This is a genomic window from Coleofasciculus sp. LEGE 07092, assembly GCF_015207375.1.
GTDB lineage: Bacteria > Cyanobacteriota > Cyanobacteriia > Cyanobacteriales > Coleofasciculaceae > LEGE-07092.
In genome coordinates, this window is sequence record NZ_JADEWY010000089.1 from 1 (window position 1) to 17637 (window position 17637).

General features: G+C 46.1%; 12 protein-coding genes. 7 read left to right on the forward strand and 5 right to left on the reverse strand.

Annotated features, from left to right (window positions below; translation table 11 throughout):
• Positions 1–285: 285 nt before the first annotated feature.
• From IQ257_RS19950 to IQ257_RS19960, 3 genes are all read left to right on the forward strand, one after another.
• A complete protein-coding gene (locus IQ257_RS19950; RefSeq protein WP_193875889.1) occupies positions 286–2091 on the forward strand; it encodes a PAS domain-containing protein in 1806 nt (601 codons plus the stop codon).
• A 168-nt stretch (positions 2092–2259) separates the two neighbouring features.
• On the forward strand, positions 2260–2571 hold the full coding sequence (locus IQ257_RS19955; protein ID WP_193875891.1) for a carbon dioxide-concentrating mechanism protein CcmK: 312 nt from the start codon (positions 2260–2262) through the stop codon (positions 2569–2571).
• A 127-nt stretch (positions 2572–2698) separates the two neighbouring features.
• Positions 2699–3058, forward strand: a complete 360-nt coding sequence (locus IQ257_RS19960) for a carbon dioxide-concentrating mechanism protein CcmK (RefSeq protein WP_193875893.1) — start codon at positions 2699–2701, stop codon at positions 3056–3058.
• 221 nt (positions 3059–3279) lie between these two features.
• Here IQ257_RS19960 and pyk read toward each other — a convergent pair whose 3' ends face one another.
• Positions 3280–4707 carry a pyruvate kinase gene (pyk, locus tag IQ257_RS19965; protein WP_193875932.1) on the reverse strand — a complete coding sequence of 476 codons (1428 nt, stop codon included), beginning with the start codon at positions 4705–4707 and terminating at the stop codon, positions 3280–3282.
• A gap of 473 nt (positions 4708–5180) precedes the next feature.
• Here pyk and IQ257_RS19970 point away from each other — a divergent pair, with 473 nt between their 5' ends.
• The gene (locus IQ257_RS19970) at positions 5181–5492 is read left to right on the forward strand and encodes a DUF433 domain-containing protein (protein WP_322744405.1); all 312 of its coding nucleotides are present in this window, start codon (positions 5181–5183) and stop codon (positions 5490–5492) included.
• Positions 5489–5860: a DUF5615 family PIN-like protein gene (locus tag IQ257_RS19975; RefSeq protein ID WP_193875897.1), complete on the forward strand. Its 372-nt coding sequence runs from the start codon at positions 5489–5491 to the stop codon at positions 5858–5860. The genes IQ257_RS19970 and IQ257_RS19975 overlap by 4 nt, the downstream gene beginning before the upstream one ends.
• Before the next feature lie 39 nt (positions 5861–5899).
• Here IQ257_RS19975 and IQ257_RS19980 read toward each other — a convergent pair whose 3' ends face one another.
• The gene (locus IQ257_RS19980; RefSeq protein WP_193875899.1) at positions 5900–10453 is read right to left on the reverse strand and encodes an NACHT and WD40 repeat domain-containing protein; all 4554 of its coding nucleotides are present in this window, start codon (positions 10451–10453) and stop codon (positions 5900–5902) included.
• A gap of 325 nt (positions 10454–10778) precedes the next feature.
• Here IQ257_RS19980 and IQ257_RS19985 point away from each other — a divergent pair, with 325 nt between their 5' ends.
• Both IQ257_RS19985 and IQ257_RS19990 read left to right on the forward strand, forming a co-directional pair.
• A complete protein-coding gene (locus IQ257_RS19985) occupies positions 10779–12107 on the forward strand; it encodes a hypothetical protein (RefSeq protein ID WP_193875901.1) in 1329 nt (442 codons plus the stop codon).
• A gap of 134 nt (positions 12108–12241) precedes the next feature.
• Positions 12242–12853: a hypothetical protein gene (locus tag IQ257_RS19990; protein ID WP_193875903.1), complete on the forward strand. Its 612-nt coding sequence runs from the start codon at positions 12242–12244 to the stop codon at positions 12851–12853.
• A 46-nt stretch (positions 12854–12899) separates the two neighbouring features.
• On the opposite strand, the gene purF is transcribed toward IQ257_RS19990, so the two are convergent.
• From purF to IQ257_RS20005, 3 genes are all read right to left on the reverse strand, one after another.
• Positions 12900–14390, reverse strand: coding sequence for an amidophosphoribosyltransferase (purF, locus tag IQ257_RS19995; protein WP_193875905.1), 1491 nt, complete (start codon positions 14388–14390; stop codon positions 12900–12902).
• A 160-nt stretch (positions 14391–14550) separates the two neighbouring features.
• Positions 14551–16941, reverse strand: coding sequence for a phosphoribosylformylglycinamidine synthase subunit PurL (gene purL / locus IQ257_RS20000; protein WP_193875907.1), 2391 nt, complete (start codon positions 16939–16941; stop codon positions 14551–14553).
• Positions 16942–17166: 225 nt separating this feature from the next.
• On the reverse strand, positions 17167–17364 hold the full coding sequence (locus tag IQ257_RS20005) for a hypothetical protein (RefSeq protein ID WP_322744406.1): 198 nt from the start codon (positions 17362–17364) through the stop codon (positions 17167–17169).
• Positions 17365–17637 lie beyond the last annotated feature (273 nt).

The window sequence follows — 17637 nt, forward strand, 5'->3', positions numbered from 1 at the left end:
AATTTGTGCGATCGCACGGAGTTTTTTCTCTGCAAATTGTGGCAGGAATCTCAAGCCTCTGTTTCTGCCACCCAGGATTAAGTTAGGGCGCACTGCGGTGCGCCTTTTTCTGATGTTAACTATTTACTGGGACTTGAACGAAAAAAAAGAGTTTAAAAACGGTATAATCTAGTCATAGTCAGCTTTAAGCGCACTTTGACCTTGACAGATGGTAGAGAGCGATAGGTAAGGGTTAATTAGATTCCTTATTTCGACAGTCCAGGAAAAGTATCGGGCTTTTTTAATTTGACTCCAGATTCAACGGATAGCAAACAGCTAGAAGAGGAGCTGATCGAAAATGAAAAAGTGTGGCAGTTGAGTCAAGATCGACTGAACAGCATTTTGAGTTCTTTAAAAGATGTGGTTTGGTCGTTTGACCCGCGAATCTCGAAGCTCCTTTACCTCAACTCTGCAACGGAAAAGGTTTATGGTAGGAACATCGGAGAGTTTTTCCAAAACTTAAATCTTTGGCAAGAGGTTGTTTACCCAGAGGATCGCCCCATCGTTGAGAGGGCAAACGTGGCATTGTGGGAAACTGGCAGCAAAGATGTAGACTACAGAATTGTGCGACCTGACGGTGAGATCCGTTGGATTCGAGAGCGCAGCCACTTAATTTACGATACCAACGGCACTCCCATTCGTATTGATAGCATTGCGACAGATATTAGTGAGCGTCAAGGTGCAGAGGAAGCGTTGCGACTGAGCGAGAAACGATTTCGGCTGGCAGTCGAACACCTTCCCGATGTTTTCGTGATTTATGATGCTCAACGACGGTATCAGTTTGTCAATACTCAGGGAATTCAGCGTAGTGGAAAATCTTTAGAAGCACATCTGGGTCGTACTGATGAGCAGGTGTGGCCAAAAGAGATTACAGATGCTTACTTACCTATTCTTAAAAGGGTTGTAGAGACACGCAGCTTACAAAGTGCAGAATGTACGATCACTGTACCCCCTAATGACTCATTCACAATGGTGGTTAAATACGTGCCTCTGTTGGATGAGCGGGGGGAAATTTACCAGATTCTCGGTCTTACCCACGACATCACTGAGCGCAAGCGTACAGAAGAAGCACTTCGGCATAGTCAGGAGCGCCTCAACAGCATCTTAAGTTCTCTGGAAGATGTAGTGTGGTCGCTTTCTCCAACTACTTTTGAGGTACTTTACCTCAACCCTGCCACTGAGCGCGTTTATGGTCGTCCTCTAGGGGAGTTTTTCGACAATGCCAACCTTTGGTTAGAGGTCATTCATCCAGAGGATCGGGAGCGGTTTGAGCACTCAATACCTATTCTATTAGAGCGAGGCAGTCTGGAGATAGAATACCGAATCATGCGACCTGACGGTGACATTCGCTGGCTTTCTAACCGCAGCTACCTGGTTTACGATGTCAAGGGTACTCTCACCCGCATTGATGGACTTGCCATTGACATTACCGAACGCAAACAGGCTGAAGAAATCAAAGCAGTACTCCTCAAAGAAATTCACCATCGGGTTAAGAATAATATGCAGGTGATTGTGAGCCTGCTTGACCTGCAAGCAGAATGCCTGCAAGATTCTCAAAGTCTAAATGCTTTGCGGGATTCTCAGAGTCGTATTCATGCGATGGCATTGATTCACGAGCAGCTTTACGGGTCTGACAATCTCCAGCAGATTGATTTTCAAGACTACATTAACAGTTTAGTCCGGTATTTGGTGGAATCCTACGCTGTGGAACACAATTGTGTTGAGTTCAGGTTGGATATTGAACGAATTTTCCTGGATATGGATACCGCCATTCCCTGCGGTTTAATTATCAATGAGCTGATTTCCAATGCCTTGAAGTATGGGTTTCCCCAGGGAAATTCCGGTGAAATTACTATTAAATTTCATCAGGGGGGTACTCACCGATTTGAGTTGATGGTTTACGATACGGGTTTAGGTTTTCCAGAGAACTTCGAGTTGGAGAATGTTACCTCCTTAGGGCTGCGTTTGGTTCATTCCCTTGCTACAATGCAACTTGAGGGAACAATCGAAGTGGATAGCACTTGTGGAGCGATGTTCAGAATCAATTTTTAAAGTCTTTTTTAAAGATTTAAGAATTTCTTTCAAAATTTGGCATTTAGCCTCGTACAATGAATTGGCTTGAGATTTAAGCATTTGCCTTCCGACCCTACAAACGTGAGGGCATAAAGTTTTGCGCAAGTCCTGTTGATAAAATCCTTTGACTCAGGAGTAGCTTAGTCTATGCCCGCAGCGGTTGGAACGATTGAAGCATTAGGTTTTCCAGGAATACTAGCAGCAGCCGACGCTATGGTCAAAGCTGGCGCAGTCACACTGGTGAAGTTTGAACGAAATGAAAGTGGTCGCTTTATGGTCAGTGTCCGGGGGAAGGTATCTGAAGTCAAGATTTCTATGGAAGCAGGACTCGAAGCTGTAGAGAAAACCTTTGGCGCTGAGTTAACGGATTACTACATTATTCCCAATCCCCATGAAAATATTGAAGCTGTTCTGCCCATCGAGTACACTAGCCAAGTTGAACAATTCCGAGAGTTCTAATTTCCTTGGGTGATAATCTGCCCCCTGCCGGAAAGCTAAAGATAATAAACATTTTCCTGAAAGGTGTGGCAAAGATTCGTACAATAAGTGTTTGTCTTTACATACTGGATTGATTTAGGAGATTGGCATGTCAATAGTAGCGGTGGGTGCGCTAGAAACCAAGGGCTTCCCTGGTGTGCTAGCGGCGGCAGATGCCATGGTGAAAGCTGGCAGAGTTACCTTAGTCGGCTACATCCGAGTCGGTAGCGCTCGCTTTACGATCAATATTCGGGGAGATGTTTCTGAGGTCAAAACAGCGATGGATGCCGGAATTGCGGCAGTAGAAAAGACCTATGGTGCGACGCTAGAATCTTGGGTGATTATCCCCCGTCCCCATGAAAACGTGGAAGCCGTTCTGCCAATCGCCTACAGTGACGATGTTGAGCAGTACCGAGTGGCTGTTGAAAATCCTCTTGTTCAGAGTCGCCCTAATAGTGGCTTCAGGTAATTGCCCTTGAATCTCCAGGTTTAGCATCTCGACTCCCTTCGACGGCGCTCAAGACAAACCGCTCGATGCTAAAGCTGAGCGAAGTCGAAGCTTTCAACAAAAAATATCCAACTATTTTCCTAGGGCAGGCGTCTGTCAGCCAGCCAGCGACAGATCAGGGTGCCTGTCCTACGGAATCATTTATTTTGGGATTTTCCTTCAGGATAAAGGGTCGCAACCAATCAAGCCACGATTGACTGTCCGATCTGATGTATTTTAATCAAACTCGTTGTTCCAGGCGTACCGATGGGAACACCAGAGGTAATCACTACCTTGTCTCCATGTTCGGCGAGTTCCATCTCAAGAGCGGCATTCACGACATTTGTCAACATTTCTTCAGCATAATTAACGTCTGAAATCAAATAAGGCTGAACACCCCACGATAGCGCCAACTGACGGTAGGTTATTTCTTTGGATGTAAAGGCAATAATTGGCGTTTTGGGACGGTACTTAGATACCCACCGGGCAGCACCGCCCGAACCCGTATTGCAGAAAATCCCCCGTGCCCCCAGCTTACTTGCCATCCGACAAGCGGCTTCTGCTACAGATTCGGTGACGCTGAGGCTACAGGATGGATAGGCAGATTGCTCGAACCGTTCTTCTAAAACCTGTTCTGTCTGAAAGGCAATGTTGTTCATCATTTCCACTGCAGCGATAGGATATTGCCCAACAGCCGTTTCACCAGAAAGCATTACAGCATCGGTGCCATCTAAAATTGAGTTTGCCACATCGGTTGCTTCTGCACGGGTGGGGTCTGGTGCGCTAATCATCGACTCTAGCATCTGGGTAGCGGTGATGACCGGTTTACCTGCTTGATTGCAGCGCTTAATGAGTCGTTTTTGGATGAGGGGAACTTGGTCAAGGGGTGTCTCTACTCCCAAGTCACCTCGGGCAATCATGATGCCATCGGCAATACTGAGAATTTCCTCAAAGCTTTCAACTGCCTCCCGTTTTTCAATCTTGGCAATCACGCGAGCCTTTGTTCCCGACGCTTCAATCATTCGTTTGACGGGTTCTAAGTCTTGAGGCGATCGCACGAAAGATACAGCAATCCAGTCTACACCTGACTGTAGACCGAAGCGCAAGTCATTCAGGTCTTTTTCAGTAACAGCCGTGACGGGTAGGTAAGTTTCGGGTAAATTTACACCTTTATGGGACGAGAGCAAACCGCCCACTTTAACAAAGGCTCGGATACTATCGGTACTGCGCCCTGTTACAATCAGCTTTACCCGACCATCGTTGATCGAAATCGGTTCATCGACGCGAACCATAGCAAACAGGGTGGGAATTGGCAGGGGTATTTCATCGATAGTGCTACCTTCTTCCCGCAAAACAAAGGTGATTTCATCCCCTGTCTTTACCTCAATTCCTTCTGGCGGCAGTTTTCCCAATCGAATTTTTGGACCACAGAGATCTTGGAGAAGAGCTAAGGGCTTATGATGCTGGCGGCTAATGTCCCGGAGGTGTTGAATCGTCTGCCCGTGGAATTCGTGAGAACCGTGGGAAAAGTTCAAGCGAGCAACATCCATTCCAGCTTCTACCAAGGCTTCTAATCGTTCCGGTGCAGAAGTAGCAGGTCCAATGGTGCAGATAATTTTAGTGCGACGCATAGGGTAATGTGACATGATTGCAGTAGAACTGATGTTCTCTCCACGCATTGATTGTTGGTTGGTATATAAAACCCTACGAAACTAATGCCAGCGCAACCGGATGATTTTTTCAGTGGATAAACCCAGAAAAATTCACTAACTAAGGCTGCCCTTGAGAACATCTGTCATGACAATAGATCAACTTGTTGGAGAAGAAGCTACCTGAAAGCCGGAGAAATTATTAAAGTCTTCCCCTTGGGTATCCTTAAACCTGTATCAGTTATAAGCTTTGAGACGTTTATTTAAGAAAGTGATCGCTATGAGCGCTACTATTGCACTAAAGGCTCCTTTCGGAGAATTACTGTTGAGCTGTCTCATCTGGGGGAGCAACGATCAACGCACCGTTGATCGTCAGTTCACTATCTCTCTTGCTCCTTTTGGTATGAACTTCAGTACCTCCTCTGCTTCTGATGTTCTCTATACTGGAATTTGAAGTGGTTCACTATCTTGTGAATATGACAACGACTGTTGACATCGGTACACTGATTGTCAGTACTCCCGGAGTTTGTGGAGGGCGTCCCCGCATTGCTGGAAGGAGACTATCCGTGCAGCAGATTGCTGTTTTATCTAAGCAGGGATTAAGTCCCCAAGAGATTGTTCGAGAGTATGAAGGGCTAACCTTAGCTCAGGTTCATGCAGGGCTAGCGTACTATTACGCTAATACAGAGGAGATAGAAGCCTATCTTGCACAGGAAAAAGCTGAGTACGATCGCTTAGTCGCAGAATCTATAAATTTAAGTAAGTGAGTCAGATTCATTTGTATCTGGATGAGGATGCCCAAAGACAAGCGTTGGTGCAAGCTCTACGAAATGCTGGTGTAGATGTAGTAACTACTTTAGAGGCTAATAATTTTGCGTGTGTAGATGAGGAACAGCTAATCTGGGCAATAGAGCAAGAGCGCGTTATCTATAGTTTTAATGTGGGCGATTTCTGCCGTTTACATACAGCCTACATGGAACAGGGCATGGAGCATACAGGAATTATTTTGGCAGAGCGGCAAAGCTATTCAATAGGCGATCAGTTGCGGGGACTATTGAGATTGATGGAAACGAAATCAGCACAGGAAATCAGAAATCAATTGGTTTTTCTGGGAACTTACATCAGGGCTGAGTAGAATTGTGAGCGATCGCACCAAACACAATGCATTAAATCTCTACAATGCCCCATCTTCCACTGCTCCTAAAGTTTTGAGCGTGGCTTTCTCTGCTTCCGTTAAACCTTTAACGCCCGTGATATTCATGCCCTCATAGGGTCTGTCTCTCAGAGTTTTTAGGCACTTTCCCGTCTGGACATCCCAGAGCGTAATTGTCCCATCACTGCTCCCGCTGGCAAGCGTTTTACCATCAGAACTGAAGGCAACTGCACTCACCCAATTGTTATGTCCCTGCAATATTTTTAAGCATTCACCTGTAAGTATATTCCAGACTCTCACAGTTTCGTCAGAACTACTACTGGCAAGGGTTTTACCATCGGGACTGAAGGCAACCGAACTTATCCAATAGCTGTGCCCCTGTAAATTTTTTAGGCATTCACCTGTGTTTATATTCCAGAGTCTTATCGTATCCCCTGAGCTATTACTGGCAAGTATCTCACCACTAGGACTGAAAGCAACTGAACGTACCCAAGTTGTGTTTGTCTGAAAGGTTTTGAAGCATTCACCAGTCCGAATATTCCATAGCTTCACGGTGCTGTCAGAACTGCCGCTAGCTAGAGTTTTACCATCAGGACTGATTGCTACTGACCACAACCAATCAGTGTGTTCTCGCAAAGTTTTCAAGCATTCACCTGTGTAAAGATTCCATAGCTTTATCGTGCAGTCAGAACTGCTACTGGCTAGGGTTATACCATCAGGGCTAATTGCTACTGAACTGACTGGATCAGTGTGTCCCTGTAAAGTTCTCAGACACTCTCCAGTCTTAATATTCCATAGTTTAATTGTTTCATCGTAACTGCTACTGGCTAGAATTATACCATCCAGACTGATTGCTACTGAATTTACTCTACTGGTATGCCCTCGCAAAGTCCTATGGCATTTTTCTGTTTTGATATCCCATAGCTTCACAGTTTGATCCTCACTGCTGCTAGCGAGAATTATATTATCAGCACTGATTGCTACTGACCTGACCGCACAGTTATGTCCTTGCAAGGTTCTCTGACATTCCCCACTTTCGAGATTCCATTGCTTTACAGTTTGGTCATCACTTCCACTAACTAAAGTGGCACCGTCGGTACTGATTGCCACTGAGCGAACCCAATCACTATGCCCCTGGAAGGTTTTCAGACATTTTCCAGTAGGAATACTCCATAGCTTCACAGTCCGGTCATAACTACCACTCGCTAGGATTAAACTGTCAGAACTCATTGCCACTGAATTTATCCTATGAGTATGACCCAGTAAATTCTTTAGACACTCCCCCGTTTGGACATCCCATACTTTTATTGTTTTATCATTACCGCCACTAACTAAAGTGGTATTGTCAGAACTAATAATTAAGGACTGTACTGAGTCAGTGTGACCATACAAAGTTTTTAAACATTCTCCTGTAAAAATGTTCCATAGCTTAATTGTTCGGTCAGAACTACCACTAACTAGAGTTTCATTATCAGGACTGATTACTACTGAGCGGACTCGACTGGTATGCCCCTGTAAAGTTCTCAGGCATTGCCCTGTTTCGATATTCCACACCTTTATTATTTTATCGTCACTGGCACTAGCTAGAGTTTTACCATCAGGGCTGATTGCCACTGAATGTATCCGGTTAATGTGCCCATGCAAGGTTTTCAAGCATTCTCCTGTTCGGATATTCCATAGCTTCACTGTTTGGTCAAAACTAGCACTGGCTAGGATTGCACCATCAGGACTGAAAACTAACGACCTTATCCAATCAACGTGTCCTTGAAAAAGCAAAATTTGTTTACCATTTGCAACTCTCCACAATCTGATCTCGCAGTTAGCATCACCTGTTGCAAACACTTTTCCATCCGGACTAAATGCTACTGTAAAAACTGCACTGAAGGCTTTTGGAAAGATAGAATCAGCCAAATTTGCCGCAGCAAAATTGACGCGGCGCAGGCTGGAATCTGTAAAATCAGCACCTTTAATCACAGCACGGCTGAGATCTCTTCCTTCGATCGCACCTTGATCAACCTTAACCAACAACGTCGTCGCATTCCCCCCGACATAACCCACTTCCTCCTCAGTTTTGTCCCGTGTCGCCTCCAGAATTTCTAGCAGAGTGGCAACGGATTTTGTAGCGGATGTAGCGGATGAGTTATTAGTGAGTTCCCCAGATAAACCATCCGTTACATCCGTTATCCCATCCGTTGCCACATCGGTTGCTAACATCGGCACAATCAAATCCATCACCGCTTTGGTCAGCACTGCTTGTCCAAATGTCTGGCGCAACTTCTCTAGCGACTCACTTACAAATGCCTTCAGAGGTGCGATCGCTAAAACTTCTCCATTCTCAACCCGACGCTGAAAATACTCTGACCAACTATAATCTCGCACCTCTAAACTCTCATCCAACCCCGACTGTGCCTGCGCCAACTCCACAAAATCTGAAGCCAACACCCCCAACTCAGCCGCAAACTTATACGCCACAAAAAACTCCAACAGGGAACGATGCGCTGGAGTATAATCCCCCTCAGAATTACGAATAAGCATCGTCTGACCCATCATGTCATAGTGCCAGTGGTCTAAATCCTTCTCCTCCCGCACCATAGAACCAAAGAGGCGACGAATGCGATCGGGAAATAGGCGATAATTCAGACTCATCTGATCTGTTGACACCATCTCCCAGGACAACTCACACAAAAAGTAGAGCTTATCCGCCAGCGATGTAAACGTCCGTTCCGCCCGAATATCTCGCTCCATCTTGCGTCGCACCGCATACAAATAAACCCGTGACATATCCACAGGTTTACCCGCTTCAATATCCGGCAGTGCTTCTAAGATTAACTCCGTCATCACCGGACGACGCGCTAAATCCAACAGTTGAGGATTCCCCATCACCTGCTCAACTGTCGCCTCTTCCGCTTGTAACGATATCACCTGCCGAATTTGATCGTCGTTGAATTTCTCCAGTTCCAGCACCTCAAACTGAGGTGTTTCGCCAGTTAAAGCAGCAGTCGAAGCTTGCAATTCAGCATTGAGCAGCGCCCGTCCTTCTTGTGCTTCTGGAAAATGCTCTGTGCGACAGGTCAGGATAACCTTAGCCCCTGGCACCACTACCTTTGCCAGCTCCCAAAAGTTATTGATCATCTCCTGTCGATCAACCCGCGCCGCCATCTCATCAAAACCATCAAAAATCAGCAGCAGCTTCCCCATGCGGTTGAGTTGCTCGAAGGCTTCATAATGCGGTATGGGTAGCTTATGCTTGCGAAAGAAAAACTCTGAAAACAGTGACTCAACACTCACCGCTTTGGCATAGTCACGCAGAGGAATCACCAACGGCAGACGAGGGCGTTCAAGTCCGCGTTTTTGAGCATCCCGATAGCGTTGCAGTGCCGTCCAAGCATAATGCAAGACAAACCAAGTCTTGCCCGTACCGAACTCTCCCAAAATGGAGATATGCTCTTTAGCGGGATCATCAAGCCACAGATCAATATAACCATCAATCCAACCGTCGCGTTCATCATACAGACTCGCCGCTATCCTACGCTTGGTAATGGGGTCAAGTTCTTCTTTCGTACAGGCAAGCGGCACATACTTTTTCTCAATGTTTCGGCGTTTCACCTCTGCTTCCAACCAATCGAGATAGCCACTAAAGTCAGCATCCTGATCCGGTAGTTCATCAAAGGTATAGCAGCCTAAGTGATGATTTTCCTCCTTCTCCACCTCATCCCGCGCTGCCCGTGAAATGCGCCTTGCCGTCACCAGCCATCCTTCATCGGTTCGTTGCTCCTCTACCGATTGGCGCAGCACCGCCACATCCCTAATTCCTGCCTCTCCCTCAATCCCCCGCACGAGAATGCGATCATACCGATTCCGCCGTACTGGAATGTTGATAATCCACTCAAAATAACTATCTTCCCAAACCTCATACCGCTCAAAGCGATAGCCCAAGGTTTCAAACCAACCTCTCATCTGTTGGGCTAATACAAAAGCTCTGCAATTCTTTTGGGTTGAGGATTCTGCCGCTGGCAGTGCTGGATAATCCTGTGCCGCCAACCGCGCCATCTCTGTGCGAATCCCCTCCAGTGTCGGCAGCCTATCGAGGCGTTGTTGGATATTTTCTATTCTTTTATGTAAGGAGCCTATCTGCTGGTTAGTGAGAACTTCAGCCGGTGTACGCGATCGCTTAGCCACTTCGATAAACACGGTGGCAAACGCCGCAAACTCTCTGTGGGCGTCAATTCCCAGTTCTCTGATTTCATCTCCCAAGGCATACCCATCAAGAAACGCTTCACCTTCTTTGAGAAGAATTGAAGGATTATTCTGGTCTAAAGCTTTGCGAAAAATCTTTTGAATCTCGTTTTGCCGGAAAAGAGAGAGGATTGGCTTGGGCTTGCCAACGCCATACTCTACCAGGGTATAAGCGTAGACACCACTGAAATCAGCAGGTGGATGCTCTGGATCGAGGTTAAATTGCTTTAATAACTTGATGACTGTCTCATTGCGCTGAAGCTTGTCCTTGATAAAAGCGGTAGGACTGACAATATCAGTAATTGCGCCGATTATTGCGTCGAGGGGAATGGGTATCACAGGGATGTTCCTTGGGTTAAAGGACTGCGAGCAACGTACAGGCTTAACCGCTATTATCCAAACTCTGGATAGAGTTGGCGAATTAGTCATACCCCCTAATCCCTTTTGTTAAAGAAACGTTAGAAATCGAGGGAGCGATCGCATACTATCTAGATGTAAGGGATTAGTACTAAAAATGCTACATAGCCATTGACATTTCTAAGAATTTGTGTTTAAAGATGGCAATTCGTGACCCTTCATCAGAATGAGCATGAAGTCATAATCATCGAGTAAATTCCAGAACTCTATACTGAGGATAGAAGAGAAACCCTTCTAGGTATTGGCTATGGCTCCCGATCCCAAACTCATGAAAGCTGTCGAGCAGCTAGACTACCGCGTTACCGTTGGGGACGTTGCTGCCCAGGCAGGATTGAATATCAATCTGGCAGAACGAGGATTGCTCGCTCTCGCTGCCGATGCTGGTGGACATTTGCAAGTGGCAGAGTCAGGCGAGATTGCCTACCTGTTTCCCAAGAACTTTCGGGTAGTCCTGCGCAACAAGTTCTTACGGTTGCGATTGCAGGAGTGGTGGGAAAAAATTTGGGGCTTTTTATTTTACCTGATTCGGCTTTCCTTCGGAATTCTCCTGTTGGTGTCAATCGTCCTGATTTTTCTGGCGATTTCAATTATTATCATCAGCATGAGTTCCAGCAGTGACAATGATTCGGGAGGCGGCGGCGGGCGCTCTGGCAGGGGTGGCGGCGGTATGATTTTCATGCCCCACTTCTGGATTGGACCGGATATGTTTTGGTTTTTCCATCCGGGTTATGAACGCCGCCACCGACGGCAACAGGCATTCTACCAATCCACTGAACGACGCCAAATGAACTTTTTGGAGTCTGTTTTCTCCTTTTTGTTCGGGGATGGTAATCCTAATGCCGACTTAGAAGAACATCGCTGGCAGGAAATTGGCACGGTGATTCGCAATTCTGGCGGTGCAGTTGCTGCCGAACAGATTGCACCCTATCTTGATGATATTGGGATGGGATACCAGCGGGAGTATGAAGACTATCTGCTGCCAGTCCTCACCCGATTTAATGGACGTCCGGAAGTGAGTCCAGATGGGGAGATTGTCTATCACTTCCCCGATTTACAGACAACTGCCCAACAGCAACAACCGCAAGCCGTGCCATCTTATCTTCAAGAACGACTCTGGCGCTTTAGTGCGGCGACTAGCGGACAAATTATGCTGGCAGTCGGACTGGGGGGAGTCAATATTGTCGGTGCTTTGATGCTGGGTTCTCTGCTGAGGGGAGGCGAAATTGCTGCCGAATTGGGTGGACTTGTTGCGTTTGTGGCGTCAATTTACTGGTTCTTGCTAGGTTACGGCATTGGATTTTTGGCAATTCCGTTGATCCGTTATTTTTGGATTCAGTGGAGAAACAGCAAGATTGAAGCACGAAATCAAAAACGGCAGCGGGAAGCGTTAGTTCTTGAGCGTCCAGATCCAACCCTACAGAAAAAGATAGGTTACGCTCGGCAGTTTGCCGCTCAAAATGTCATTCAGCAAGAGGATTTAGTTTATACCAGCGAACAGGATTTGCTGGATCAAGATCTCGAACGCAAAGACCAAATTGATGCCGAATGGCGGCGACGGTTGGAGTCGGGTTCTTGACCCGCATTTCTTACTAACAGACATAGAAGATGAGGGGGATAGGGGAGATAAATTGAATTCTTCTCCATCTTCCTTTCCTTCAAATGAATGTTTTAGGGGTTTGGAGTCTGCTATCGGGAGTAATACAAAATAAAATGGCTTACAGTAGATTTAGTCTGGATGAACTTCAGACAACGTTTGACTTAACGATTTCTGAGGGGATGAAACTATTTGCTGAGGTTCCAGACCTAGCGCCTAGCCCTTTACTTACAGAAATCTTGCAATACAATATCCCTTTAGCCATTGCCATTGGTACAGAAAAAGCTCGTTCCGAACTCATCGTTGCACCCATATTAGTAGAAATTAGAAAACAGTTAAACAGCCAAATTAGTTTCTTCTCTGGGGTAGATTTCAATGTTGATTTCGAGAAAGGTTTAAATGGAGTATGTGACTTTCTTATAAGTCTTTCTCCCCAACAACTCTTTGTGAAAGCCCCAGTTGTTAATCTAGTAGAAGCCAAAAACGACAATCTCAAATCTGGGTTAGCTCAGTGCATAGCGGAAATGGTAGCAGCGCAATTATTTAATCAAAAAGCTAACAATAATCTGAAAAAGATTTATGGCGGAGTGACGACGGGAACCAGTTGGCAATTTATTACCTTAGAGGAACAAATTGTTAAAATTGATTTAACGGAATATTCTCTCGAAAATTTACCCCAAATTCTAGGGATTTTGGTGAGTTTTGTCTCCAGCCAATCTAAAAGTTAAGGTGGGCATTGCCCACCCTACTAGAAAATCGGTACTGTTTCAGTTCTTAAACTTTTGCCTCTTCGAGCATTAGCTTAGAACGCTTGAGAAATGCTGGAACTGGAACAGGATAATCGCCCGTGAAACAGGCAGAGCAAAAGCTGTTGGGATCTTCCTGTGTTGCTAGCATCATTCCCTCCCAACTCAGGTAAGCTAGAGAGTCAACACCAATTTGCTCGGCAATTTCTGCTACTGACTTTGTTGCCGCAATTAACTGATCTTGAGAATCAGTATCAATGCCGTAGAAACAGGGATGAGTCACTGGGGGCGAGGAAATTCGCATATGAACTTCAGCAGCGCCAGCATCTCGTAATGCTTTGACAATTTTGCGACTGGTTGTTCCCCGCACAATGGAGTCATCGACGATGATGATTCGTTTGCCCGTTAAGACATCTTTGAGAGGATTAAGTTTCATGCGGATACCAGATTCTCGCATACTTTGGGTAGGTTGAATGAAAGTACGACCTACATAGCGATTTTTAATAAGTCCTTCTGCATAAGGGATGCCGGATTCCTGGGAAAAGCCAATTGCCGCAGGAACGCCAGAATCGGGGACGGCAATAACAATGTCAGCATCTGTTGGTGACTCTTTGGCTAACTGACGACCCAAATCTAGTCGATAGCTGTACAGCGTTTCATCATTCATAACGCTATCGGGTCGGGCAAAGTAAATCATCTCAAAGATGCAGAGCTTGCGTTCTGGTTTTTTGCTCCAGTGGAAAGAAGCCATGCCTTCTTCGGTAATCCAGACTAACTCTCCGGGTTCAACATCTCGCAAGTATTCAGCGCCGATAATATCCAAGCCACAGGTTTCAGATGCCAAGGCATAGCGCACTGGATTGCTGCTGAATGTACCAATCACTAGAGGACGAATGCCATTGGGGTCGCGAACGCCCATCAAGCCAACTGGCGTACCGATGGTTAAACTGTAGGCTCCCTGGCAGCGGCTAAAAGCAGTGATAGCCGCATCTAACCAATCTTTGCCACTATCAATTTCTGCTCCAATCGCGATCGCAATCATCTCGGAATCGGTTGTCGAGACAAAGTTATAATTACGCTTGAGCAAATCTTCCCGCAACTCAGTGGTATTCACTAAGTTGCCGTTGTGCGCCAGCGCCAAAGGTCCTAAGTGAGTTTTCACAACCACGGGTTGAGCATTGGCTACCCGGCTGGTGCCTGTCGTTGAGTAACGGGTATGACCTACTGCCAAATTTCCTGGTAGTTCTGTTAAAACTTCTTCATTAAAAACTTGGGATACCAACCCCATATTTTTGTGCAGATGTACCTGTTTTCCTTCAAAGGTGGCAATTCCTGCTGATTCTTGACCCCGATGCTGTAGGGCAAAAAGACCAAAGTAAGTTAGCTTGGCAACATCCTCCCCTGGTGCGTAGATGCCAAAGATGCCGCACGCTTCTTCCGGTTTATCCGGTCGCGGGACAGGGTTATTATGAGATTGAACACAAGAGTTTTTAGCGGTGAAGGATGGCTGGGGAATCATAGTCTAAATGCGTACTCCTGATAGCGGCAGTAAGTCGGTGGGACTCTTGTATCTAAAGCGAATCGATTGAAATCGTTAAGTTTAGTTAACGATTCCTTAACAATACCATTAATAACCCAAACTTGAATTAAGCGTGCAGGTGTTCGTTACTGTCACTTTCTTAAACTACAAAACGTCGTTCGATAGCCTGAAAAAAGCGATCGCTCATCTGTTCGATCGTAACGTCAATAACAGGTGAGTTGCCAGCTATCAAAAGTTGCAAACTTGCATTTTTGCTTTTCACAACCCCAATATTTTGCCACTGTTGAGCCGATTTCCCCAGATGCTCAGTTAGGTAGGCTTCCCAATTAGCTTGCACCTCCGGTTTCACAGAAACTAGAATTCGGCTGGCACTCTCGCCAAAAAGAATTTCATCCCACCGCCATCCCTGTAGAGATGTTGTCGGTAATGTCTCTACATCTGTCAACCCCAAATTAATGTCAGCACCTTGTCCACCCGCAATACAGCATTCTGCCAAAGCAACAGCAATGCCCCCCTCGGCACAGTCATGGGCAGAACGCACCCAACCCTGCCGAATGCCTTCACGACAAACTGTCTGCACACGACGTTCCAAGTCAAAATCAACGCATGGTGGTTTTCCTGCTACTAAGCCATGAACCGTTGCCAGGTATTCTGAACCTCCTAATGAAAGATGAGGAGTTGAATCAGTTATAGGTAATCCCAACAGGTAAATTAAATCTCCTTCAACTTGCCACCCTTGACCACAAATTTTGCTGAGATCTGGAATTAACCCCACCATACCGATAACTGGAGTTGGGTAGATTGGCTGAGGCGTACCTGTAGAATCAAAGGTTTCGTTGTACAGGGAAACATTCCCCCCAGTAACAGGTGTTGCCAACTGTTCACACGCCTCAGAAATTCCTCGACAAGCAGAAGCCAATTGCCAATATCCAATTGGCTTTTCTGGCGAACCAAAATTCAGATTATCCGTCACCGCCAAAGGTTCTGCCCCCACACAACTCAGATTGCGTGCTGCCTCTGCAACAACTGCCTTCGCCCCTTCATAAGGATTGAGATAAACATATCGAGAATTGCAATCAACCGTAGCAGCAACACCACTTTGGGGAGTGGGAAATGGGGTGTTTTCTTGCTCTCCAACGGGGCGCAACCGGACAACAGCAGCATCCGCACCACCAGGAAGAATTACCGTATTATTTTGTACTTGATGATCATACTGACGATACACCCAGCGTTTAGATGCAATAGTAGGGGTGTCTAATAGTTGCAGGAGAATGTCATTCCAGGTTTTGGTGCTGCCTTGAATTTCAATTCCCTCTACCGTGCAAGGCGGTAAAGATTGAGCCGTCCATTCCCAGGCTTTAGCGGCATATTCTGGCGGTTTTGTCAATAACTCCCGGTGATAAATTGGCGTATTATCCGCTAAAGCCGTTGCTGGAATGTCTGCTGCCACCTCACCTTGGAACAGAATCCGCACGATTGGCTCATCAATCACCGTACCTGCAACAACGGCATGGAGTCCCCAACGGTGGAAAATATCAATTAACTCCTGTTCTCGACCCTTGTGCGCCACAAACAGCATCCGTTCTTGGGACTCTGAAAGCAGATATTCATAGGGCACCATCCCCGTTTCCCGGCTAGGAATTAAGTCTAAATCTAACTCAATTCCCACACCGCCTTTCGCTGCCATTTCGGAGGTGGAACAGGTAATTCCGGCAGCACCCATATCCTGTGCCGCAACAACAGCCCCAGTTTTAAAGGCTTCCAAACAGGCTTCAATTAAAGATTTTTCCAGAAATGGATCGCCCACTTGCACCGCCGGACGGTCATCCATTGATTTATCACTCAATTCTGCACTAGCAAAACTGGCTCCTCCCATGCCATCTCTGCCTGTGGTGGAACCCACGTAAAGCACTGGGTTGCCGATACCTGATGCCCCTGATTTGACAATATCTGGAGTTTCCATTAACCCCAGTGCCATGACATTTACCAAGGGATTCCCTGTATAGGCAGAGTCAAAGTAAACTTCACCACCAACGGTGGGAACGCCTACACAATTACCATAGTGACTAATCCCTGAAACAACACCACCAAACAACCTCCTTGTCCGTGCATCTGCCAAAGAACCGAAGCGTAGGGAATTCAATACAGCAATGGGGCGCGCACCCATCGTAAAGATATCCCGAAGTATTCCGCCTACCCCAGTTGCCGCACCTTGAAAGGGTTCCACCGCAGAGGGATGGTTGTGGGATTCAATTTTAAATGCCAGTCGCAACCCGTCGCCTAAGTCTACCACGCCAGCATTTTCTCCGGGACCGACTAATATGCGATCGCCTGTGGTGGGAAATTGCTTGAGTAAGGGGCGGGAGTTCTTGTAACAGCAATGTTCTGACCACATGACGCCGAACATCCCCAGTTCAGCTTTGTTGGGATGGCGTCCTAAGCGTTGGACAATTTCTTCGTATTCTTCAGGCTTCAAGCCTTCAGCGGCAATTTCTTCGGGGGAAAAGGGAGCAGAGGAGATGGCAGACATAGAACCCTAGTACAGACGGCACAGGGTTAATTCTAGCGGTTTCGGGGTATCGCTAGTTAGAGGACACTACCTGGGCAATGATAGAGTTTTATCAAAATTTGTCAGGATAACCTGGATAAGGCACAAGGGTTCCGACAGGCAATGTTGAAAATTAAAAAGAAACACCCCAACCCCAGGAATTGAGAAGCTTTTACGTTAATTGGAGAACCTTGATTGTAGATTAAATTAAGTGCGATCGCTAATAGTGTAGGGATAGGGTAAACCCTGATTATCTTGGGGAGGCTGAGGTGGAACCAAGACGATTACGGGATGGTGGCGCGTTGACATTACAAATTCTTGATCAAAAATGAATTCGCTGTAGTCAGCTAAGTTATCAAGTCCAAGCAAATTCAAGATAATTTCGGATAATATCCAAGTGGTCACCTTAAAACATACTTTTTGGCAGTGCCTATTCATCAAGCTAGGCTCCTTAGATAGGGGGTAACAATTGAAATCAGCTTAAAACCCTTCCAGGTCATGAAATGCTATAAAATGACACCCCTTTCCGTCCGCAAGTCTTTTGTTGTGCCACGAAAGCAATCGACTTATAGGCTAACTAATCTTTTGTAAAGGATTGACCTTTAGCTGTATTGAGTTATATAAATTTTTGATGAAATTCTTTAAAAATCCCCTAGTTCAAGCCAAGGGGATTCTCTC